At 44.4% G+C, this 21515-nt stretch carries 20 protein-coding genes; 3 read left to right on the top strand and 17 right to left on the bottom strand.

Features of this window, described 5'->3' with window-relative positions; all coding sequences use genetic code 11:
- Positions 1–53 precede the first annotated feature (53 nt).
- From AB6E51_RS01005 to lrp, 6 genes are all read right to left on the bottom strand, one after another.
- Positions 54–320 carry a DksA/TraR family C4-type zinc finger protein gene (locus AB6E51_RS01005; RefSeq protein ID WP_017060251.1) on the bottom strand — a complete coding sequence of 89 codons (267 nt, stop codon included), beginning with the start codon at positions 318–320 and terminating at the stop codon, positions 54–56.
- A 221-nt stretch (positions 321–541) separates the two neighbouring features.
- On the bottom strand, positions 542–1849 hold the full coding sequence (gene serS / locus AB6E51_RS01000) for a serine--tRNA ligase (RefSeq protein WP_372058560.1): 1308 nt from the start codon (positions 1847–1849) through the stop codon (positions 542–544).
- 142 nt (positions 1850–1991) lie between these two features.
- The gene (locus tag AB6E51_RS00995; protein ID WP_017060249.1) at positions 1992–3347 is read right to left on the bottom strand and encodes a replication-associated recombination protein A; all 1356 of its coding nucleotides are present in this window, start codon (positions 3345–3347) and stop codon (positions 1992–1994) included.
- 64 nt (positions 3348–3411) lie between these two features.
- Complete coding sequence (gene lolA / locus AB6E51_RS00990) at positions 3412–4008, bottom strand: outer membrane lipoprotein chaperone LolA (RefSeq protein WP_017060248.1); 597 nt, start codon at positions 4006–4008, stop codon at positions 3412–3414.
- Positions 4009–4349: 341 nt separating this feature from the next.
- The gene (locus AB6E51_RS00985; protein ID WP_372058562.1) at positions 4350–7526 is read right to left on the bottom strand and encodes a DNA translocase FtsK 4TM domain-containing protein; all 3177 of its coding nucleotides are present in this window, start codon (positions 7524–7526) and stop codon (positions 4350–4352) included.
- Between the two features lie 163 nt (positions 7527–7689).
- Positions 7690–8184: a leucine-responsive transcriptional regulator Lrp gene (lrp, locus tag AB6E51_RS00980; protein WP_004734558.1), complete on the bottom strand. Its 495-nt coding sequence runs from the start codon at positions 8182–8184 to the stop codon at positions 7690–7692.
- 156 nt (positions 8185–8340) lie between these two features.
- Here lrp and ald point away from each other — a divergent pair, with 156 nt between their 5' ends.
- On the top strand, positions 8341–9465 hold the full coding sequence (gene ald, locus AB6E51_RS00975) for an alanine dehydrogenase (protein WP_102332952.1): 1125 nt from the start codon (positions 8341–8343) through the stop codon (positions 9463–9465).
- A gap of 155 nt (positions 9466–9620) precedes the next feature.
- Here ald and AB6E51_RS00970 read toward each other — a convergent pair whose 3' ends face one another.
- On the bottom strand, positions 9621–10823 hold the full coding sequence (locus AB6E51_RS00970; protein WP_102332953.1) for a methyltransferase: 1203 nt from the start codon (positions 10821–10823) through the stop codon (positions 9621–9623).
- Positions 10824–10963: 140 nt separating this feature from the next.
- On the bottom strand, positions 10964–11938 hold the full coding sequence (cysB, locus tag AB6E51_RS00965) for an HTH-type transcriptional regulator CysB (protein WP_017060244.1): 975 nt from the start codon (positions 11936–11938) through the stop codon (positions 10964–10966).
- Between the two features lie 322 nt (positions 11939–12260).
- Here cysB and AB6E51_RS00960 point away from each other — a divergent pair, with 322 nt between their 5' ends.
- Positions 12261–13025, top strand: coding sequence for a DNA repair protein (locus tag AB6E51_RS00960; protein ID WP_102332954.1), 765 nt, complete (start codon positions 12261–12263; stop codon positions 13023–13025).
- Positions 13026–13168: 143 nt separating this feature from the next.
- Positions 13169–13924, top strand: coding sequence for a tRNA isopentenyl-2-thiomethyl-A-37 hydroxylase MiaE (miaE, locus tag AB6E51_RS00955; protein WP_017060242.1), 756 nt, complete (start codon positions 13169–13171; stop codon positions 13922–13924).
- 104 nt (positions 13925–14028) lie between these two features.
- On the opposite strand, the gene pyrF is transcribed toward miaE, so the two are convergent.
- The 9 genes from pyrF to lpxK all read right to left on the bottom strand — a co-directional run bounded on the left by pyrF (position 14029) and on the right by lpxK (position 21508).
- Positions 14029–14724 carry an orotidine-5'-phosphate decarboxylase gene (pyrF, locus tag AB6E51_RS00950; RefSeq protein ID WP_017060241.1) on the bottom strand — a complete coding sequence of 232 codons (696 nt, stop codon included), beginning with the start codon at positions 14722–14724 and terminating at the stop codon, positions 14029–14031.
- 124 nt (positions 14725–14848) lie between these two features.
- Positions 14849–16024 carry a lipopolysaccharide assembly protein LapB gene (gene lapB / locus AB6E51_RS00945; protein ID WP_017060240.1) on the bottom strand — a complete coding sequence of 392 codons (1176 nt, stop codon included), beginning with the start codon at positions 16022–16024 and terminating at the stop codon, positions 14849–14851.
- Between the two features lie 12 nt (positions 16025–16036).
- Positions 16037–16309 carry a LapA family protein gene (locus tag AB6E51_RS00940; protein ID WP_017060239.1) on the bottom strand — a complete coding sequence of 91 codons (273 nt, stop codon included), beginning with the start codon at positions 16307–16309 and terminating at the stop codon, positions 16037–16039.
- A 129-nt stretch (positions 16310–16438) separates the two neighbouring features.
- The gene (ihfB, locus tag AB6E51_RS00935; RefSeq protein ID WP_017060238.1) at positions 16439–16723 is read right to left on the bottom strand and encodes an integration host factor subunit beta; all 285 of its coding nucleotides are present in this window, start codon (positions 16721–16723) and stop codon (positions 16439–16441) included.
- 121 nt (positions 16724–16844) lie between these two features.
- Positions 16845–18515 carry a 30S ribosomal protein S1 gene (gene rpsA, locus AB6E51_RS00930; protein WP_010439921.1) on the bottom strand — a complete coding sequence of 557 codons (1671 nt, stop codon included), beginning with the start codon at positions 18513–18515 and terminating at the stop codon, positions 16845–16847.
- A 106-nt stretch (positions 18516–18621) separates the two neighbouring features.
- A complete protein-coding gene (gene cmk / locus AB6E51_RS00925) occupies positions 18622–19302 on the bottom strand; it encodes a (d)CMP kinase (protein ID WP_371724657.1) in 681 nt (226 codons plus the stop codon).
- Positions 19303–19594: 292 nt separating this feature from the next.
- Positions 19595–20341 carry a 3-deoxy-manno-octulosonate cytidylyltransferase gene (kdsB, locus tag AB6E51_RS00920; protein ID WP_017060236.1) on the bottom strand — a complete coding sequence of 249 codons (747 nt, stop codon included), beginning with the start codon at positions 20339–20341 and terminating at the stop codon, positions 19595–19597.
- Positions 20341–20520 carry a Trm112 family protein gene (locus tag AB6E51_RS00915; RefSeq protein WP_004736429.1) on the bottom strand — a complete coding sequence of 60 codons (180 nt, stop codon included), beginning with the start codon at positions 20518–20520 and terminating at the stop codon, positions 20341–20343. Before AB6E51_RS00915 ends, kdsB begins: the two co-directional genes overlap by 1 nt.
- Entirely contained in the window at positions 20501–21508 is a 1008-nt protein-coding gene (lpxK, locus tag AB6E51_RS00910; RefSeq protein ID WP_029235494.1) for a tetraacyldisaccharide 4'-kinase, read from the bottom strand. The genes AB6E51_RS00915 and lpxK overlap by 20 nt, the downstream gene beginning before the upstream one ends.
- Positions 21509–21515: the final 7 nt, after the last annotated feature.

The following is a 21515-nucleotide window of genomic DNA, read 5'->3' as shown; positions in this document are numbered from 1 at the left end:
TAAAAGGCCTTACATAAAAGTAAGGCCTTAACTGCTTGAAGGTAACCGTCAGTTTAACGTAATTGGCTATCTTTACTTGCTCGACGGTTAAACAATGAATGTCGATGTGCGTCATGCTCTAATATTGACTGACATTCTATACACAAACGAACGCCTTTGATCGCGCGTCGTCTTTGTTCCGGAATCTCATCACCACACTCATCACAATAACGCAAACCCTCACCACCTCGAAGGTTTCCTCTTACACGAGAGATCTCATCATCAATGGTATTTTGTATTTGCTGGCTGACACTATCGTCACCAGCCCATCCTACGGCCATAAGCCCTCCTCAGTATTTGAACGAGAAAATCTATACCTACCGCGGTAAGAGCATATTATAGCCACATTTAAGGATTGTAATAATTATCAAAATCAATAAAACACTATTACACATAGGTAACAAAAATTATTTATTTCTCGCCCCTGCACTATTCTATAGGCAATAAAAAACCCAGCCTGTTGGCTGGGTTTTATAAGTAACCTAATGCTTAATCAATCTAATTAACCGATGTGCGTTACGCCGCCCATGTATGGTTGAAGTACTTCTGGGATAGCAATACGGCCATCTGCTTCTTGGTTGTTCTCAAGGATAGCAACCATAGTACGACCAACAGCAAGACCAGAACCGTTTAGTGTGTGTACAAGTTCAGGTTTTTTCTCGCCTTTACGACGGAAACGAGCTTGCATACGACGCGCTTGGAAATCCCACATGTTTGAACAAGAAGAAATCTCACGGTAAGTCTCTTGTGCTGGAACCCATACTTCTAAGTCGTAAGTTTTCGCAGAACCGAAGCCCATGTCACCTGTACATAGAATCACTTTACGGTAAGGAAGCTCTAGAAGTTGAAGTACTTTCTCAGCGTGGCCAGTTAGCTCTTCAAGCGCTGCCATTGAGTCTTCTGGCTTAGTGATTTGTACTAATTCAACTTTGTCGAATTGGTGCATACGGATAAGACCACGAGTGTCACGACCGTAAGAACCCGCTTCAGAACGGAAACACGGCGTGTGAGCTGTCATCTTAAGTGGCAGTTCAGCTTCATCAGTGATCGTGTCACGAACCATGTTCGTTACCGGTACTTCCGCAGTAGGGATAAGCGATAGAGTCTTAAGAGGTACGTCACTTACTTGCTCAGTTAGCGGGCTTGTGTGGAACAAGTCTTCGCCGAACTTAGGAAGTTGACCAGTACCGTAAAGGCTATCGTGGTTCACTAGATACGGTACGTACATTTCTGTGTAGCCGTGCTCATCACTGTGAAGGTCCAGCATGAACTGAGCAATAGCACGGTGTAGACGTGCAAATTTGCCTTTCATCACGATGAAACGAGAACCCGAGATTTTAACTGCGCTAGCAAAATCAAGACCGCCAGACATTTCGCCAAGATCGACGTGATCTTTCACTTCAAAGTCGTAAGTCTTAGGTTGACCCCAACGAGAAACTTCTACGTTATCGTCTTCATCTTTACCATCTGGCACTTCTGCATCAGGTAGGTTAGGAATAGACATTGTGATCGTTTCTAGCTCAGATTGAAGATCAGCCAATGCTACTTTAGCTTGGTCTAGTTCTGCGCCTAAGTTGCCTACTTCTGCAAGGATACGCTCAGCTTCTTCATGGTCGCCTTTTGCTTTCGCTTGACCAATGGACTTCGATCGAGAGTTACGTAACGCTTGTAGCTCTTCAGTTTTCATCTGAAGGGACTTACGTTTTTCTTCAAGTTCACGAATTGTCTCTACATCAAGGGTGAAGCCTCGACGTGCTAATTTTGCCGCTGTTTCATCCAGCTCAGCTCGAAGTAATTTAGAATCCAGCATTGCTAATCCTATGCTTTAGTTATTTGAATATTCAGTAGCTTGCTACTGAATCACTGCTAAACCCCTAAAACTGGTGTTATTTCGACCAATTTATAACGATTTAATTGAAATTTTATGACTAGGTAACGATATCCAAAAAAGACTACTTTTCATAGCGTTTTTGTGGGCTTTTTGCGTCCAAATCCGCCAGATAATCTAGCTTCTCGCCAATTTTGGTCTCTAAGCCTCGTTTTGTTGGGAAATAGTATTGCTTCTCTCCCATTTCAGGAGGCAGATACTTTTCACCAGCGGCGTAGGCTCCTGGTTCGTCATGAGCATAACGGTATTCTTGCCCGTAGCCCATGTCCTTCATCAAAGTTGTCGGTGCATTTCGCAAATGATGCGGCACTTCATATTCAGGAAGATTGTGAGCATCTGTTAACGCTTGCTTCCACGCGGTGTAAACGGCGTTACTCTTTGGTGCACATGCGAGATAAACAACCGCCTGCGCAATCGCACGCTCCCCTTCAGCAGGGCCAATGCGCGTGAAGCAATCCCAAGCCGACATCGCTACCTGCATGGCGCGAGGATCAGCGTTACCGATATCTTCAGAAGCAATCGCCAGCAAGCGTCTAACAATATACAAAGGATCACAACCCGCAGCAATCATTCGTGCTGACCAATACAAGGCCGCATCAGGGTTTGAGCCACGAATTGACTTATGAACCGCGGAGATTAGGTCGTACCAAATATCACCCTTGTTATCGAAACGAGCGACTTTCTCACCAGCCACTTCAGCCAACAACTGCAAGGTTATCGCTTTCTCGCCTTTATCGTTGTCTTCTGCCATGTCATACAGCAGTTCAAGGTAGTTAAGCGACATACGCGCGTCGCCGTTAACCAGTTCTGCAAGGCGATCTAAAACATTATCAGCAAAATCAACAGGCACATCACCTAACCCACGTTGCTTATCTTCAATCGCTTGGCGAATGACAAGAGAAATATCATCTGTGTTCAGGGACGTCAGTTTGTAGACACGCGCACGTGACAACAAAGCGTTGTTCAGTTCAAAAGATGGGTTTTCTGTCGTCGCACCAATAAAGGTCACGGTGCCATCTTCGATATGAGGCAGAAAAGCATCTTGCTGACTTTTGTTAAAGCGATGGACTTCGTCCACAAACAGGATGGTTCTGCGCCCTGCTTGCTTGTTCTCGCGCGCTTTTTCAATTGCAATACGAATGTCTTTTACGCCCGAGGTTACCGCCGATACGCGTTCCACTTCAGCATTCGCATAGTTTGCTGCAACTTCGGCTAACGTCGTTTTACCGGTGCCCGGAGGCCCCCACAAAATCATCGAGTGGATATGGCCCGCTTCCAACGCTCTGCGAAGTGGTTTACCTGGGCCTAATATATGCTGCTGACCGATGTACTGTTCGACAGTTTCCGGTCTCATACGAGCAGCAAGGGGACGAAAATCTTCGTCCCCCGCAAAATCTAAGCTGTAATTACTCAATTGCAATCTCTTGATTCGTTGATGGCATTAATGCCTATCGACGTACTACCAAACGATCTGCTTGTTTAGATCAGTTTCTTTGGTCGTCGACCTCGACACCTTCCGGTGCCACAAAAGTAAAGCGGTCTGCTGCAGGTTTACCCAAATCAACATTGCTAAAGGTAAACTCACCTTTTTGACCGTCTTGTTCAATCACATTAAAGCCCTGAACAATGCCCTTTTCGGTGATATTAATCTGGAAGTCGCCCTGATTAGAATCGACAGCAGTTGGCGTTAGCGTGAATTGGTTACCCGTTTGCGCCACATTATAGTTATCCCAATCACTTTCTTGGTTACGTGTAAGCAGGACAAAAGGTGTCTGTGATGTCGCTTGCTCTTGCCAATAAATGCTCACTTGCTCAATGAACGGGCTGTAGTACCACAAGCTTTGGCCATCAGATACCAACAAGTTTTCATCAGGGAACGTGGTCTCCCAGCGGAACAGGCTTGGGCGTGCAATCTCTACCGTGCCCTCACCTTCCATAACAACATCACCATCAGGGCTGGTCACGACTTGTTTAAAGTCAGCGCTGAAGCCTGCGTTTAATGCCAAGCGGCTACTCAACTCTTCTTTCGGAGAAGCAAACACTGAGAAGCTCATAAATAAAAGTGCGAATACTTTTTTCATCAATAATCCTGTTAGAACATAAGTCGGTCATATTTTCGATTTGACCGACTTAATGGGTATAAGTTCATAGGGCGTGTTGACCTTTCGTGGTTGAATTTTGTTCGAGATAAAAGCGTTTTAATCGCGGCGAGGGGGAAGTAGCCTAGTCATTCTAAGCAAATCTCCCTCAACAAAGAGTAAAACGCTTTTAGCCGAACCCTTCGGGCAGCGTTTGCTGGTCATTTCTACTACGCTATCGGCTTCTCATGTAGGCTAGCTACACATCAAAGCCTCTGCCTTGTATAAATACCCAGCAACTCGCTGCAAAAATCAGCTCGAGAGATCTACACGCCCTAGTAGAACTAATCTTTTGGTGGCGCTGGTGCTAAGACTTCTCGGTTACCGTTATGACCTGGAGCACTTACGATACCTTGAGCTTCAAGTTGCTCGACAATACGTGCAGCACGGTTGTAGCCAATCTTGAATCGACGCTGTACACCTGAAACTGAGCCACGACGTGAATGAACAACGTGTTCTACCACCTGATCAAACAGAGGATCGACCTCTTCATCACCTTCCATCTTCTCACCCGGAAGCAAGGTTTCTGGAGTTTGTTCGCCGTTGGTGATTTCATCAATATAGTTTGGCTTACCACGCGCTTTCCAGTTATTCACGACTGCGTGTACATCGTCATCAGATGCAAAGGCACCGTGAACACGAGTTGTATGGCTAGAACCAGGAGGCAAGTAAAGCATATCACCCATGCCCAATAGTGATTCCGCACCACCTTGGTCAAGGATAGTTCGTGAATCCGTTTTAGTTGATACCGTAAAGGCCACACGGGTTGGAATGTTCGCTTTAATAAGACCAGTAATAACATCCACTGATGGACGTTGCGTCGCTAGGATCAAGTGAACACCCGCCGCACGTGCTTTTTGTGCCAAACGTGCAATCAGTTCTTCAACCTTCTTACCAACCACCATGATTAGGTCGGCAAATTCATCAACGATAACCACAATGTAAGGCAGTTTCTCAAGCAATGGCGCTTCTGGGTCCATGCTGTCGCCCGGCTTCCACAGTGGATCGTGAATTGGGTGACCCGCTTCCGCTGCCATCTTAAGCTTATCGTTGTAACCTTTAATGTTACGAACGCCTAATGCTGACATCAGCTTATAACGTCGTTCCATCTCGCCAACACACCAACGAAGGGCGTTCGACGCATCTTTCATGTCGGTTACCACTTCAGACAATAGATGAGGAATACCCTCATAAACCGATAGCTCAAGCATTTTCGGGTCGATCATGATGAAGCGAACATCTTCCGGTGATGCTTTGTAAAGCATACTCAGAATCATTACGTTCACACCTACCGACTTACCAGAACCGGTTGTACCTGCAACCAGAACGTGAGGCATTTTCGATAGATCAGCAATAACGGCTTCACCAGCGATGTCTTGTCCTAGAACCACTGTCGTTGGCGATTTCGCTTCTTGGAACTGAGGGCTAGCAACCACGTCTGAGAAGAATACCGTTTGGCGACTCATATTCGGCAGTTCTAAGCCAACATAAGGTTTACCCGGAATCACTTCTACGACACGTACTGCCAATGCAGAGAGCGAACGCGCTAAGTCCATAGAAAGGCCAGAAATACGGCTTACTTTCACACCTGGAGCCAGATCAAGTTCGAATCGAGTGATTACTGGACCTGGGAAAATGTCGACAACGTCTGCTTTGATCTTGTAGTCCGCTAGCTTAGATTCAACAAGACGAGCAATTGCCTCTAGCGCATCACGGTCAATAAAGGTTTCACGCTTTTCAGGGTGGAATAACAATTCAAGCGTGGGTAATGGCTCAGCAGGCTTAGGTAAATTAACATCTTGTTGAACCAAGAACGGATTCTGCGCCGCTGCCATATTCGCTTGGGCTTCAGAAACAATGCTTTGGAATGCGGCGACATCTTGATCTTGATCTTGATGCGCAGGTTCTTCTTCCGTTACTTCTTCCCAAGGAAGATCAACAGTTGGCTCTAGGTTTTGTGCTGTTGGCTGTTCAGGTTCTGAATGTTCTTCTTGATAAGGGAAAGGTTCAAACTGTTCTTCGATTAATGCTGCGTCAGCTAATTCAGCTTCAGCCTGTTCTGATTCAAGCTCTGAGCCCTGTTGGTAGCTTTGCTCTTCCGTAACATCAAACGGTGAAGGTTGTGCAGAGAAATCGTCTTCCACGGTTGCTTCTGGCTCGCCCATAGGTGAAGCGTATAAAGATTCAGGTTGAACATCTTCAGAACCAAATTCGCCATTTACTTGTGGTGAGCTATCTAATTCTGGTTCAGCACTTCTAAGGTCAGCATGAGCAGGGCCAACTTCTGGTTGTTCGTTCTGCATGTATTGTTGGTAAGCAACCTGAGAATCATGCGCGTCAACCTGATCTTGTTCTGCTAGGTCATCTTCATACATGGCCGCATTTTCTAGCTGCTCTATCGTTGCATTCAACTGTTTAGAGCGCTCAATACCTTCTTCTAGCGGTTCTTCTGGCGCTTGGTAAACAGCTGCTGCAGGGATCGTTTGCTCTGACTCAATTACCGCTTGAGGCTGAACCTGAGGTTCTTCATGAACAGGAGCTTCTTGTTTCGCAGGAGCATCGACAGGCATATGAATATTGTAATGACGCTTCGGCGATGCAGCATTGTCTCGCGCATTTATCGCCACGTCTGCCGACTCATTGGTCGCAGAAAAACTCATCGCAGGATCTAGCGGATCATGCTCTGTTGATTCTTTGTTGCCTTCTATAGCAGGAACATCGCGGTAAGTTGGCGCTTGATGCTGCTGATGACGTTCTTCGATTAAATCGCGGTCTGCTGATTCTCTTAATTGAGGCTCAAGCAGCTCTTGGTCTTGGCCACGAGCCTTATTAACAGTAGACGTGAAGAATTTGATGGCACATTCACCCAACCATTCCACAATGCTTAGCCAAGAGATACCGGTTAATAGAGTGAAACCAGCACCCCATAAGAAAAGAAGAACCAGCGTACTACCAAGAACATTCAACGTTGGAAGTGCAAGGCTTGTTAAAACGTCACCTACCACGCCACCGGATGAAAAGTACCAGATGTCGTCAAAGTTGATATCCGCTAAACCACAACTCGTAAGAATTAGGATAGTCAGGCCAAGTAAGCGAGTGCCCCACAGCATGAAGTCGATCTGCTCGTCTTCATTACGTTTGCGGAATAAAACCCACGCAGCAACCGTCACTAAGATAGGCAGAGGGTAAGCCAAAGAGCCAAATACGAAGAAAAGCGTATCCGCCAACCAAGCACCTAGGTAGCCACCCGCATTTTGAATGTCACCACCCCACGCCGTTTGCGACCATGATGGGTCTGCAGGACTAAAAGTTAATAACGCAACGGCAAGTAGAATAGAGAAGAGAACACCGAGAATCAGACTGCACTCTTTGAGACGTTGAGAACCACTCAAACGAGGAGACTGAGGCTCTTCACTCGTTTTAATGATTGTTTCTACTTTATTACTGCTCTGCTTGAACATAAACCAACTTAATAATTAAACGGGATAAAAACATCTCGAGCGGCCAAAGCCGCTCGTTTCAATGAAACTACTGTTGATTTAACCATATCAAACAGAAAAACCCAATTCCAGAAAGCAAGAAAGCGGAACAAATGTCCGCTTTCTTTCATTTCACCAATTGTGACTAACGAGTTTTAATCACAAGTTGATTGGTTTGTTTCACTTCTTCCATTACTACGTAAGTTCGAGTGTCGTTTACGCCCGGTAGACGAAGTAACGTATCACCCAGTAGCTTACGGTAAGCACCCATATCAGATACACGTGTTTTTAGAAGATAGTCAAAATCACCCGACACTAAATGACACTCTTGGATGTCATCCAGTTTCTGCACAGCGGTGTTGAATTGTTCGAACACATCTGGCGCACCACGGTTCAATGTAATTTCAACAAACACTAAAAGTGAAGCATCAAGGTACTGTGGGTTCAGCAACGCTGTGTACCCAGTAATGTAACCTTGACGTTCTAAACGACGAACACGTTCAAGACATGGAGTTGGAGAAAGTCCTACTCGTTTTGAGAGTTCAACGTTTGAGATACGACCGTCTTTTTGCAACTCATTAAGAATGTTGCGGTCAATACGATCTAGTTCCTTGGACGGCTTCTTATAATTGTCTGCCATTTTTTATTCCACCTTATTACTTCCTTGCAAAAAAATATACTACAACTTTTTAATATTCAGTATCAAATTTTATCTAAACCTATCTATACTAGATATTAATTCGACAGAATTACCCTACACATAGATAAAACAACCAAAATAAAATGAGGAGTCAGGATGATCATTGGCGTACCTAAGGAAATCAAGAACCACGAATACCGCGTTGGTATGACCCCAGCTAGCGTGAGAGAACTAATCTCACACGGCCACCAAGTTTTTGTAGAAACCAATGCCGGTACTGGTATCGGTTTTTCAGACGATGATTACATCGCTGTAGGCGCATCCATTCTTCCTACTGCTGCTGACGTTTTCGCGAAAGCAGAGATGATTGTAAAGGTTAAAGAACCTCAAGCTGTCGAGCGAGCTATGCTTCGCGAAGGGCAAATATTATTTACCTATTTACACCTTGCACCAGATTTTCCACAAACTGAAGAGCTTATCAAGAGCAAAGCTGTCTGCGTAGCCTATGAGACTGTAACAGATAATATGGGTCGCTTGCCACTATTAGCACCAATGTCTGAAGTAGCTGGTCGTATGTCTATTCAAGCAGGTGCACAAACATTAGAGAAATCTAACGGTGGTTGTGGTCTTCTTCTTGGTGGCGTTCCAGGTGTTGAACCAGCAAAAGTTGTTGTTGTTGGTGGCGGTGTTGTAGGTGCTAACGCAGCACGTATGGCTGTAGGCCTTCGCGCTGATGTTACAATTCTTGACCGTAACGTAGATACACTGCGTCGACTTGATGAAGAATTCCAAGGTCGCGCAAAAGTGGTTTATTCTACTGAAGACGCCATTGAGAAGCATGTTCTAGAAGCAGACCTAGTAATTGGTGCAGTACTAATTCCTGGCGCAGCAGCTCCAAAATTGGTTACAAAAGAGCACATCGCTAAGATGAAGTCAGGTTCAGCAGTTGTTGATGTTGCAATCGACCAAGGCGGTTGTTTCGAGACTTCTCACGCAACCACTCACGCAGACCCAACTTACATTGTTGATGACGTAGTTCACTACTGTGTTGCAAACATGCCTGGCGCTGTTGCTCGTACTTCAACTTACGCACTAAACAATGCAACACTTCCTTACATTGTTAAGCTAGCGAACAAAGGCTACCGCGAAGCACTTCTATCTGATGAAGGCTTCCTAGAAGGTCTAAACGTTATTCACGGTAAAGTAACTTGTAAAGAAGTTGCAGAAAGCTTTGACCTTGAATACGTAGACCCAGCAGAAGCAATCGCAATGTTTAACTAATGATGTAATGACTAACTGAACGCAATAATCTTCTCGTTGAAGCGTTCAGTTAACTCATACACATTAAACAAAAAGCCAGTACGACATTATGTCGCGCTGGCTTTTTTGCATTAATGGATTTAGTTCGTAAAAACACGTAACAGTACGGTTTACCACTAGCGCTCGATTTTAACCCCATGAATCAATAGATTTCTTGGCGTAATACTGCGTTCACAGAACTCTTCAATCGTAGCTTCATAACCTTGCTCTTTCAGATAGATAGCGCGATCTAAAGCCAGCCATATCTCTAATGGTCGTCTAAAGACTTGTTGAACCAAACTCAGCTTTTCCATTTCCCAGAAAAGCGCTTCGCCTTGAATCAAATAAGAGTCAAAATCAATATCTGAGCCCAGCGATAGCTCTTTCACTTCAGATGCCCAACGGCAGAAAGATTCAAAACCCTCAGCTAACTCTGATTTTTTGATGCTCGGTACAGGAATGTATTCGTCAATGTTAAGTTCAGCCTTAAGCAACTGGCTGAAGCCTAGACGATAGCTCATCTCTAGTTGACGATGTCTTTTTACTCTTTCACCACCAGTAACGGTTTCTTGAAGCGGGATTCTCAAGTCGCTCTTACTTAACGTTAATGCTGAGCTTTTCGCGATAGAAGACATCGCTTGATAGTTTTCGTCTCGAATAAGATGATAACAACAAGGAGAAATAGTGACCGCTGGTAGCCCATGTGACACTGACTTTTTAACTAGCTCAACATGAAGATCACCACAAGCATGAAGGGCCACGGCATGTTGGTACGAATTAAACACGTCATCGGCCTTGTCTGAAAACGCATCTCCTTGAACAAAATCCATCGCTAACTTCTGGTCATCCGCAATCTTTTGTCCGCTTTCGCATAACGATTGCTGCCATTCAAAGCTAGTGACTTTTTGATCCGATTGCTGAGATAGGATTCGACCAAGAAAGCCTTTACCAGAACACCACTCGAGCCACTCTTTGCCATGGTGATGGCATAATGCAGCCTCGCCCATTGCGACAATTTGATGTAGCTTTCGGCCAGGAATACCATCAGCAGTACCACGTGGGAGGTCTAAACCAACCAAAGCAGTGTTATCGAACTGGATGTTTTGGGTAGCAGTTTCTAATTCAGGTAGGAAACGAGTCAGTTCCTCAATCAAAAGCTGAGGCTGCTCTTTTAAGGTTTGAATGCTTTCATTATCTAAGCTTTCTAACCAATCAACGAGTGGACGATTGACCTCTTTCCACGGCTGCTGTTGAGTTTGGCATAGGTGAAAAGGCTCTGAACGCCAGTAAATCTGGTGCTCTAACAAAAATGAATCGAGTATTTTAAATCGTGAATGCATGCTTCCCCCTATGATGCGTGGATTGTAGGGGTAAGAGGTCGAAATGGAAAGGCTCGATAAAGAAAACGAAAACTAAAAGCCCAAAAGAAAAACGGCCTGCAAATACAGGCCGAATAAGAATCTAGATTTACACGACGAGATTAACGAACTGGCAGCTCGATATCTTTAAACATCTCTTCGATCTCTTCATTCGATTTCAAAGAAATAGCTTGCTCAACCACAGGGCGAGTTAAGTGCGGTGCAAAACGCTCCATGAAATCAAACATGTAAGAACGCAAGAAGGTGCCTTTTCTAAAACCAATGCTGGTTGTGCTCGCACCAAATAGATGGCTCGCATCAATCGCAACCAAATCAGTATCTTGCTCGTGGTCAATAGCCATACTTGCAATTACACCAACACCAATGCCCATACGAACGTAGGTTTTGATTACGTCTGCATCGGTCGCAGTAAACACAACACGCGGTGTTAAACCTACTTTGTTAAACGCGGTATCAAGCTCAGAACGGCCAGTGAAACCAAATACATAAGTCACGAGAGAGTAAGCCGCAAGATCTTCGATCGTGATATTACGCTTCTGTGCCAGGGGATGATCTTTGGTCACGACGATCGAACGGTTCCAGTGGTAACAAGGCAGCATAATCGCATCTTGGTAAAGGTGTAGCGCTTCCGTTGCAATCGCAAAATTCGCTGTACCTTTAGCGACGGCTTCTGACATTTGGCTTGGCGTACCTTGGTGCATGTGAAGCGATACTTTTGGATAGCGCGCCGTGAAACCTTTAATCACATCAGGCAGTGCATAACGAGCTTGAGTATGAGTCGTTGAAATATTCAATGTACCCATCTCTGGATGTGTGTGTTCACCCGCTACCGCTTTAATGCTTTCAACGCGCGCCAAAATCTCTTGAGAGATACGAATGATATCCTCACCCGCTTGGGTAACCTGCGTTAGATGCTTGCCGCTACGCTCAAAAATCTGAATGCCTAGTTCGTCTTCAAGTAATCTAACTTGCTTACTAATGCCAGGCTGAGATGTGTACAAACTCTCTGCTGTAGCTGAAACATTTAGGTTATGGTTTACAACCTCAACAATGTACTTCAGTTGCTGTAACTTCATATCTAACCTCGTAATCCTTTACTCATTTCTGTGCTAACTTATTTGCAAAGAGAGCGTTATAGTCGCGTGTAATATAATTAATAGTTATAACGCTTCGAACACAAAAATGACAGGAAAATTGAGTTTTTCTAGCTTAACAAACAAAAACATCACTAACGCTTTGCAACCCAACCCTCATTCTCATACATTAGTTGGTAAGTTTTGATTGCCGATTTCGCTCAACAAGAGATAATCAGAAATTGCAATTTACGAGTGCCGATACACAATGGAATCGTGTATCCTCTCCAGTTAGCTATAGAAAATAATAAGCAGACTCAAATATATGAATATTGGTTTAATAATCGTCTTAGTAGCCGTTCTTTTGGTGTTAGTTTTAGGCTACAACATCATGCTTCAATATAAAGTTAAGGTAGAAACAGCGAAGAAACAGGAAGCTTCTCGTTATCTAACCATTATTGACGGTACAGAAGAACTGATTGGCAACGCTCATCACATGCCGTTTAGCCAAGATCTTCTTGTATGCTTAAACAATCGAATTCTTGATGCATTAGAAAACATGTATCAACTCGATCCAAAAAATAAGCAGCTTGACCAACGCATTGAAAGCGTAAAACAACAAATCACTCAGCTAAAAGAGAACTACAAAGGTGGCGAGAGTACCGCTTTCCGCGTACCAAGTAGTGACAAGCAAGCGATCATGATGCTTAAGTTAGTTAAACGCCTGCGTGATACGGTGCGCAACGAGCACAATAAAGGCCGTTTCGAGACTCAAGCTTATGTGGTTGAAAATGCTCGCCTAGAAACAATTCAAATCCGTATTAACATTGAAAATGTTATCAAACGTGCAAACGATTCGATTTCTCGCGGACAACCGGGAACAGCGATTCAGCTATTACGCAAAGGTATTGATGCTTTGGCGACTAAGAACGACTCGTACTCTAATCAAGCCAAAGAAAAGCTTCAACAGATGCTTAACGAGCTTGACCAGAAACGCCAAGACAAAAACGCTCAAGATTTGCAGCAGATGGAATCTAAAGAACGAGAAGACGATATGGATGCCCTCTTCGGTCAGAAGAAGAAATGGTAACAGTCTAACTCAACACTTAAAGGCCGCCTTATTTACATTAAATAGGCGGCCTTTTTTGTAGCTGTTGAATTTCCTTTCTCTGTATAGGGAGATCTCTTGAGCTGTGATAAAATCCCCGCATTATCAACAAACTTTCCCTGACCATGTATCAAGAATTACTCGCTCCAATCCACTCTTTTCTTAAAGCCGAAACGCCAGATTCATGGATAGATGAAGCCAAAAAGCCAGAAAATCTTCACATCATTCTACGCGATCACATGCTGTGTGAACTTAAGGCGGCACAGAGTGCTTTATTCCTTATTCGCAAGTACGCCGTCGATAAAGAAAGCGCGAAGCAACTGAATGAATGGATTTTGCCATACGAGCAATTTGCTTACCGTCGTATCGGAGACTTAGAGTCTCTGCGTGGTAAAAGCAACGTATCCAAGCAAATAACAGCGAAAGAAGGCTGTAATTACGGTGCTGACCTAATCGATAAGATGGTTTTACTGATCAAAGAAGAGCTGCATCACTTCTACCAAGTCATGGAGTTGATGGAGAAGAAAGGCGTGACTTACCAGCCAATCGAGGCGGGTCGTTACGCTAAGGGCTTGATCAAACAAGTTAAGACTTACGAGCCTGATGCTCTGGTTGATAAGCTTATCATCGGTGCGTTTATTGAAGCTCGCTCTTGTGAGCGCTTCGCTAAATTGGCTCCTTTCTTGGAAGAAGACATGGAGAAGTTTTACGTGTCTCTACTTCGTTCAGAAGCTCGCCACTACCAAGATTACCTTGAGCTAGCAGAACAGATCGCAGGGAAAGATATTTCAGAGCGTATTTCGCATTTTGCTCAAGTAGAAGCTGATCTTATCACTTCAGAAGACAGCGACTTCAAATTCCATAGTGGTGCTCCGGTTTAGGCTCCACACAGAACATTTAGTCCAGTTTAGACTAATCCAGACTAAAAAATTAAGGCCAGCAATTTGCTGGCCTTCTTTATTTATATCTCAATCCAAATATAGACTTAAGCAAGCGTACCGTTGATCTCTGCAAGTACAGCAGCAGGGTCTATCGCTTGCGTAATCGGACGACCAATAACAAGGTAGTCTGAACCTGATTCAATCGCTTTAGAAGGCGTCATGATGCGCTTCTGGTCACCAACATCTGCGCCGACAGGACGAATACCTGGAGTAACTAGCTTGAACTCTTGACCAAGTGCACCTTTAAGCAAAGAAGCCTCTTGTGCAGAACATACAACACCGTCTAAGCCAGAGTTTTTCGTTAGAGAAGCCAAGCGCATCACGTGTTGTTGTGGTTCAAGATCCAGACCGATACCCGCTAAGTCAGATTGCTCCATACTGGTGAGTACCGTTACACCGATTAACAGTGGACGATCTTTGCCATAAGGTTCTAAGATTTCGCGAGAAGCCGTCATCATACGCTCACCGCCACTTGCGTGTACGTTCACCATCCAAACACCCAGTTCAGCGGCAGCACGGACTGCTTTTGAACATGTGTTCGGGATGTCGTGGAATTTAAGGTCTAAAAATACTGAGAAACCACGCTTATGTAATTCACGAACAAATTCAGGGCCAAACAGGGTAAACATCTCTTTGCCCACTTTTAGGCGGCAAGATGCTGGGTCAATTCGATCGACAAAGGCTAACGCATCCGCTTGATTATCATAATCCAAGGCTACAATGATTTTTTGGTCGTTCATTTCATCTCCTAACGCAGTTAACTTTCTAAAAATTTCTAATCACCTAAGCAGGTGATAAATAACAGTCATAAAAATGCAGCCCGAAAGCTGCAATTAATAATTTGGTCTTAAAGTGACCACAAATCTATTCACCATCAAGCCCACGAATAGGCTTGATCGTCCCCCACCCTTTACATGAAGGGCAGTGCCAATACAAAGAGTGTGTCGAGAAACCACACTGACGACAACGGTAATGAGGCTTAACCTTAAGCTGTTCACCAACCATAGATTGAAGTGTGGTTAAGCTGTCTTTTGCTCGGCCTTCTTCTGCTTCCGCTAGGTGGTAATCGATTAATCGATAAAAACCTTTCATGGTTGGATTTTTAACAAGCTGCTTTGTCAGTAACTCTTGAGCAGAGCCTACATCTTCATGGTGAGCAACCAATTGCGCCAGCATCAGTTCGGCAGATACACCGGCTTTCTTCTGAATACACGCTTTGAGGAACTCGACCAATTGAGCTTCTTGTCCAAGCTTGTGGTAACACTCAGCAAGGGTTGGCAACACCTCACTGATAAAATCGATATCTTGTTCAAGTACCGATTCAAGACAATCAATTGTCTTTTGGTAATCTTCGTTCGCTAAGTGGAACTTCCCTAGTGCGATACTTGCGCGAACACATTTAGGGTCTTCAGAAAGCGCCTTCTTAAAATGCTGAAGCGCTTTAGAACGATTACCATCGGCTTGTTCTTGCATTGCAAGCTCACACCAGAAATGCGCGACTGTGGCACGCATCTTCATTTTTTTCTTGCCGAGCTTAACTAAGATATTTCCGTAATGGATAGCCTTGTTCCACTCACGGGTCTGCTGATAAATAGCCACCAACTGCTGTAAAGCGCCCTCTTTATGGTCAGGTTCTTCTACAAGTTGTTCAAAGATTTTTTCAGCGCGATCAAGGAAGCCAGAGACCATGTAGTCTTTAGCTAATTGTTGCAGTGCGAGATTTTTCTGATCGAGGGTAAGCCCCGAACGAGAGATGAGATTTTGGTGAATACGAATAGCGCGGTCGACTTCGCCTCTTGAGCGGAACAAGTTGCCCAAAGCCAAGTGAGTATCGATGGTTTCATTGTCTACTTGAAGCAGTTCAATAAAGTGATCAACCGCTTTGTCAGATTGATCTGACAGTAATAGGTTCAAACCCGTCACGTATTGACGGGAGATCTGGTGTGATTGCTTTTGTTTTTCTTGCTGAGCGTTACGATTACCCATATACCAGCCATAAGCGGCTGCGATGGGCAAAAGTAAGAACAGTAACTCTAACATCAAATATAGCCTTTAAGCTTTAGTATCAGCAGGGACCTGCTTTGATTGCTTATTGAGTTGCTTCTTCAAGCGATGAATTTTTAGCTGAGACCGCATGTGCATATTACCAAAGACTAACCAAGCAAGGGCGAAGCCTGAAACGAATACAACACCTAATAAACTTGATAGGTGGAAGTCACCTTGCGCTAGCAGATAGTTGAAATTCACAGTTGTTTGGTTTTGAGAGCCTAAAGCCAGTGCAATTAGGAAAAGTGCGATAACGGCGACTATTTTTATAATTTTCATAGTTCATCACTCATTGGTTGGTTAGCTGTACGATTATGCAGGAAAATTACTAATCAGACCACCATATTATGGTCATAAAAAAGCGGCATACATTATAGTATGCCGCTTTTCTTAATTCCGATAAGTAGGCTACATTCCTGAGTTTACTCGTTCACGCAGCTCTTTACCTGGTTTGAAGTGAGGAACGTATTTACCTTCTAACTCAACCTTGTCACCAGTCTTTGGGTTACGTCCAACACGAGGCTCACGATAATGCAGAGAAAAGCTGCCAAAACCGCGAATTTCGATTCGATCACCACTTTCTAGTGTTGAAGCCATATGCTCTAAAATGTCTTTTACAGCGTCTTCAATTTCTTTTGCAGAAAGATGCGTTTGCTCAGCGCACAGTCTCTCAATCAATTCAGACTTAGTCATAGTTACCCTCGTTGGTTTTCTTTTTAGAAATTATAGACCTATCGGAAAAATAAGCAAAAAAAAAGGAGCCTTACGGCTCCTTTCTTGGCTAGATAGCTATAATTCTCTTAATGAGAAGCTATTATTCGCCTTTAGCAGCTTTGAATGCGTCTGCCATTGCGTTACCGAACGCGCCTTCTTCAGACTTGTTCAGTGAAGCCATTGCTTCTTGCTCATCAGCTTCATCTTTAGCTTTGATAGATAGGTTGATTACGCGGTTCTTACGGTCTACACCAGTGAACTTCGCTTCAACGCTGTCGCCAACGCTTAGGATTAGAGATGCATCTTCGATACGGTCGCGAGAAACTTCAGAAGCGCGGATGTAACCTTCAACGCCTTCGATTAGCTCGATAGTAGCGCCTTTCGCGTCAACTGCAGTAACAGTACCGTTTACAAGAACACCTTTCTTGTTGTCAGCAACGTATGCGTTGAACGGGTCGTTTTCCATTTGCTTAACGCCAAGAGAAATACGCTCACGCTCTGCATCTACTGCTAGAACAACAGCAGAGATTTCGTCGCCTTTCTTGTATTCACGTACAGCTTCTTCGCCGGCAGCGTTCCAAGAAATGTCAGATAGGTGTACAAGACCGTCGATACCGCCTTCTAGACCGATGAAGATACCAAAGTCAGTGATAGACTTGATCTTACCAGTAACTTTGTCGCCCTTAGCTTGCATTTCTGCAAATGACTGCCATGGGTTAGCTTTACACTGTTTCAGACCTAGAGAGATACGACGACGTTCTTCGTCGATATCAAGAACCATAACCTCAACTTCGTCGCCAACATTAACAACTTTAGAAGGGTGGATGTTCTTGTTAGTCCAATCCATTTCAGAAACGTGTACTAGACCTTCAACGCCTTCTTCGATTTCAACGAAGCAGCCGTAGTCAGTTAGGTTTGTAACACGACCAGAAAGCTTGTGACCTTCTGGGTAACGCTTAGCGATTGCTACCCATGGATCTTCGCCTAGTTGCTTAAGACCTAGTGAAACACGAGTGCGCTCACGATCGAACTTAAGAACTTTAACTAGGATTTCGTCACCAACGTTAACGATCTCTGATGGGTGCTTAACGCGCTTCCAAGCCATATCTGTGATATGTAGAAGACCGTCAACACCGCCAAGGTCAACGAATGCACCGTAGTCAGTAAGGTTCTTAACGATACCTTTAACTTCAGTACCTTCTTGTAGAGTTTCAAGAAGTTCGTCACGCTCAACACTGTTTTCAGATTCGATAACAGCACGACGAGAAACAACAACGTTGTTACGCTTCTGGTCTAGCTTGATTACTTTGAACTCTAGCTCTTTGTTTTCTAGGTGAGCAGTGTCACGGATAGGACGTACGTCTACTAGAGAACCAGGAAGGAAAGCACGGATACCGTTAAGTTCAACAGTGAAACCGCCTTTAACTTTACCGTTGATGATACCAACAACAGTTTCAGCTTCTTCGCAAGCTTTCTCAAGTACGATCCAAGCTTCGTGACGCTTAGCTTTCTCACGAGAAAGTTGAGTTTCACCGAAACCATCTTCAACAGCGTCTAGAGCTACGTCTACTTCAGCACCAACTTCAACTTCAAGTTCGCCAGCAGCGTTCTTGAATTGTTCAGCAGGGATAGCAGATTCAGACTTAAGACCAGCGTCTACAAGAACGAAACCGTTCTCGATAGCTACTACAGTACCTTTAACGATGCTGCCTTGTTGGAATTCAGTTTCAGATAGAAACTCTTCAAAGAGTTGAGCAAAAGATTCAGTCATTATTTAATCTTCAATAATTAAACGTCCATGGGTATCCTACCGCATGGGGTTGATAAATTCGCCGGTCATCATCCTTGCGACCAACGTTCGTACTAGCTCGGCGAAATTACCCAGCCAGTTTCGATTCAATATAGTGTAGTGCTTTTTCTACTACCTGCTCAATATTCATTGAGGTGGAATCAAGCACTAGAGCATCCTCTGCAGGGCGAAGTGGCGCCACTGGGCGATTACGATCTCGGTCGTCTCGCTCTTGGATCTCGCTCAAAAGGTCGTCAAATTTAACATCTAACCCCTTCTGTTGCAACTGTTTAAGGCGGCGACTCGCACGCTCTTCAGCACTTGCATCTAAAAATATTTTCGCTTCAGCTTCAGGAAACACAACCGTTCCCATGTCACGACCATCTGCAACCAAACCAGGCGCAGCGCTGAATGCACGTTGACGACGAAGCAGTGCTTCGCGAACGCGAGGTAAAGCAGCAACTTTTGAAGCCGCCATGCCTGTCTCTTCTTTACGAAGTTCACTAGACACATCTTCACCTTCTAGGATAACCTTAACTAAGTCGCCTTCAGCAATAAACTGCACGTCTAAGTGTGTAGCAAGCGGTACTAAAGCATCCTCTGATTCAGTATCCACACCATGGTGAATTGCCGCTAAAGCCAATACGCGATAGATCGCGCCTGAGTCTAGAAGATGAAAGCCTAGCTTATCTGCTAGCAACATACACAGGGTACCTTTACCTGCACCACTTGGTCCATCAACCGTAATCACTGGGCTTTGAGAAGGCATCTTTTACTCCACGTTTTGTCGTAAGTTTTATTCTGTACTAGCGATTCGCCACTACTTTATAGGCGGCATATTATAGAGAAAAATTGGAACTCGAGCGAGGTAAATCTCAGATAATTCCGTGTTGATGATGCATAAACCAATGCAACTATCCCAATATCCGTTTGCTTAGGTCAATAAGACACACACGCGCTTTTCGATAGCGCACTTTTCGGTAGATAGAAAAAAGCCTCGCAATAGGCAAGGCTCATGATTTTTCATTTTGTAGAGCAAACAAGAATTCGCTCAAAGAAGCTTAACCAATAATAGCTCGAACCGCTTCTAGGTCTTCAGGCGTATCAACACCAGCCGCAGGTGCTTCCGCCGCAACGTCTACGTGGATTTTTTCACCGTACCAAAGTACTCGTAATTGCTCTAGGCACTCAATACGTTCAAGAGTGCTTGGTTCCCAGTTAATGTAGGTATTGATAAAACCCGCTCGGTAAGCATAGATACCAATATGACGAAGCAAAGGAGATTCCGCTGCAGTACCGTTGTTCGCGTAAGCATCGCGATCCCAAGGGATGGTTGCTCGGCTAAAATACAAGGCATAACCGTCTTTATCGGTTACAACTTTAACGGCATTAGGGTTAAACACTTCATCAGCATGAGTGATTTCCACACCTAACGTTGCCATCGGAGCTGTACTGTTAGCAAGATTGTTGGCAACCTGATTAATGATCGAAGGTGGGATAAGTGGCTCATCACCTTGAACATTCACGATAATATGATCATCAGGAATATTCATAACTTCAATCACCTCAGCTAGGCGTTCAGTGCCCGATTCGTGATTCGGTGATGTCATACAAACGGTCGCGCCAAATGCTTTAGCCGCTTTTTCAACTCGAGCGTCGTCGGTAGCGATAATAACGTTATCGGCACCCGCTTTCATTGACTGTTCGTATACCCATTGAATCATCGGCTTTCCACCAATGTCAGCAAGTGGCTTCCCTGGTAAACGGCTCGATTGGTATCTTGCAGGTATAACAACCGTATAAGACATTACTTACCCTCATCCATAGAAACGGTGCGAGCTTCAGGTTCTAAAAGAACAGGAATACCCTCTTTAATTGGGTAAGCAAGGCGATCAATTTTACAAACAAGCTCTTGCTTATCCTTGTCAAAAGTTAGTTTACCTTTACATACAGGGCAAGCAACGATCTCAAGTAGACGGTGATCCATAGTATTCCATAACCTCTTTTATTCTTTTTAAAATTTGCTGTTGCGAATCTTCATCGAACTGCGCAGAAACTGGAAGATACCACCAGTTATCTTGAGCATATTCTTCGCATTTTACAGCGTCTTTTTCTGTCATAATCAGATTCATACCTTTCTTAGCTAAGGCATGAAGTTCATCTTTATCAAAATCTTGATGATCGGCGAAACCCTGTGTGAATACCACATCACCATCAAGATCTTCCAATGTTTTAAAAAAGCGCGGTGGGTGGCCAATACCGGCAAAAGCAACCAGCTTCTGTAATTCAGCCACAGACCTTTTCTGACCAGTCTTTAGGTTAACCGCTTGGCTTGGAAGCAAAGACATCGAGAACTCTCGCCCATGCGCTTTACCGCCATTGTTAACCAAAAAGTCGACTTCATCTAAACGAGATACAGGCTCTCTTAACGGGCCTAAAGGAATTAGGCATTCGCTACCAAAGCGTCTTGCGCCGTCGATAACTGCAAATTCAATGTCGCGTTCAAGCGCGTAATGCTGAAGGCCATCGTCAGTGATAATCACATCAACACCTTTGCTCAGCAATGCTTTCACTGCGTTAGCTCGCACAGGGTCGACTGCGACTGGCGCACCAGTTCGCTTACGAATCAAGCGAGGTTCATCACCCGAATGCTCTGCTGGCGTATTTTCATTCAACACTAACGGATAGCTTGGTGCTTTTGCACCGTAACCACGAGACACAACTCCAGGTTTAAAGCCGTGAGCCTGAAGCATTTCTACTAACCAAATCACAACCGGGGTTTTACCATTTCCACCAGCGGTAATATTGCCCACAACAATAACAGGTAAAGGCGGGCGGTAGGTCTCTTTCTTCCCAGAGAGGTAAGCATCACGACGTTGACCACTAATCAATTTGAACAGCAGACTCAGTGGCCACAATAGCGGCCAGAGAAGATATTTCAACGGGTGATTGTTAAACCAAATCTTTTCGATCACAACAAAA

The organism is Vibrio sp. 10N.247.311.47 (genome assembly GCF_041467535.1).
In the GTDB taxonomy this organism is placed as follows: Bacteria; Pseudomonadota; Gammaproteobacteria; order Enterobacterales; family Vibrionaceae; genus Vibrio; species Vibrio crassostreae_C.
The sequence above is the reverse complement of the archived record's forward strand: the minus strand, read 5'-3'. Positions and strand labels throughout refer to the sequence as shown.

Excerpts from the sequence above, each read along its gene's own strand:
- AB6E51_RS01005 (WP_017060251.1), bottom strand. The coding sequence starts at position 320 with ATGGCCGTAGGATGGGCTGGTGACGATAGTGTCAGCCAGCAAATACAA.
- serS (WP_372058560.1), bottom strand. The coding sequence starts at position 1,849 with ATGCTGGATTCTAAATTACTTCGAGCTGAGCTGGATGAAACAGCGGCA.
- lolA (WP_017060248.1), bottom strand. The coding sequence starts at position 4,008 with ATGAAAAAAGTATTCGCACTTTTATTTATGAGCTTCTCAGTGTTTGCT.
- AB6E51_RS00985 (WP_372058562.1), bottom strand. The coding sequence starts at position 7,526 with ATGTTCAAGCAGAGCAGTAATAAAGTAGAAACAATCATTAAAACGAGT.
- lrp (WP_004734558.1), bottom strand. The coding sequence starts at position 8,184 with ATGGCAGACAATTATAAGAAGCCGTCCAAGGAACTAGATCGTATTGAC.
- ald (WP_102332952.1), top strand. The coding sequence starts at position 8,341 with ATGATCATTGGCGTACCTAAGGAAATCAAGAACCACGAATACCGCGTT.
- AB6E51_RS00970 (WP_102332953.1), bottom strand. The coding sequence starts at position 10,823 with ATGCATTCACGATTTAAAATACTCGATTCATTTTTGTTAGAGCACCAG.
- cysB (WP_017060244.1), bottom strand. The coding sequence starts at position 11,938 with ATGAAGTTACAGCAACTGAAGTACATTGTTGAGGTTGTAAACCATAAC.
- AB6E51_RS00960 (WP_102332954.1), top strand. The coding sequence starts at position 12,261 with ATGAATATTGGTTTAATAATCGTCTTAGTAGCCGTTCTTTTGGTGTTA.
- miaE (WP_017060242.1), top strand. The coding sequence starts at position 13,169 with ATGTATCAAGAATTACTCGCTCCAATCCACTCTTTTCTTAAAGCCGAA.
- pyrF (WP_017060241.1), bottom strand. The coding sequence starts at position 14,724 with ATGAACGACCAAAAAATCATTGTAGCCTTGGATTATGATAATCAAGCG.
- lapB (WP_017060240.1), bottom strand. The coding sequence starts at position 16,024 with ATGTTAGAGTTACTGTTCTTACTTTTGCCCATCGCAGCCGCTTATGGC.
- AB6E51_RS00940 (WP_017060239.1), bottom strand. The coding sequence starts at position 16,309 with ATGAAAATTATAAAAATAGTCGCCGTTATCGCACTTTTCCTAATTGCA.
- ihfB (WP_017060238.1), bottom strand. The coding sequence starts at position 16,723 with ATGACTAAGTCTGAATTGATTGAGAGACTGTGCGCTGAGCAAACGCAT.
- rpsA (WP_010439921.1), bottom strand. The coding sequence starts at position 18,515 with ATGACTGAATCTTTTGCTCAACTCTTTGAAGAGTTTCTATCTGAAACT.
- cmk (WP_371724657.1), bottom strand. The coding sequence starts at position 19,302 with ATGCCTTCTCAAAGCCCAGTGATTACGGTTGATGGACCAAGTGGTGCA.
- kdsB (WP_017060236.1), bottom strand. The coding sequence starts at position 20,341 with ATGTCTTATACGGTTGTTATACCTGCAAGATACCAATCGAGCCGTTTA.
- AB6E51_RS00915 (WP_004736429.1), bottom strand. The coding sequence starts at position 20,520 with ATGGATCACCGTCTACTTGAGATCGTTGCTTGCCCTGTATGTAAAGGT.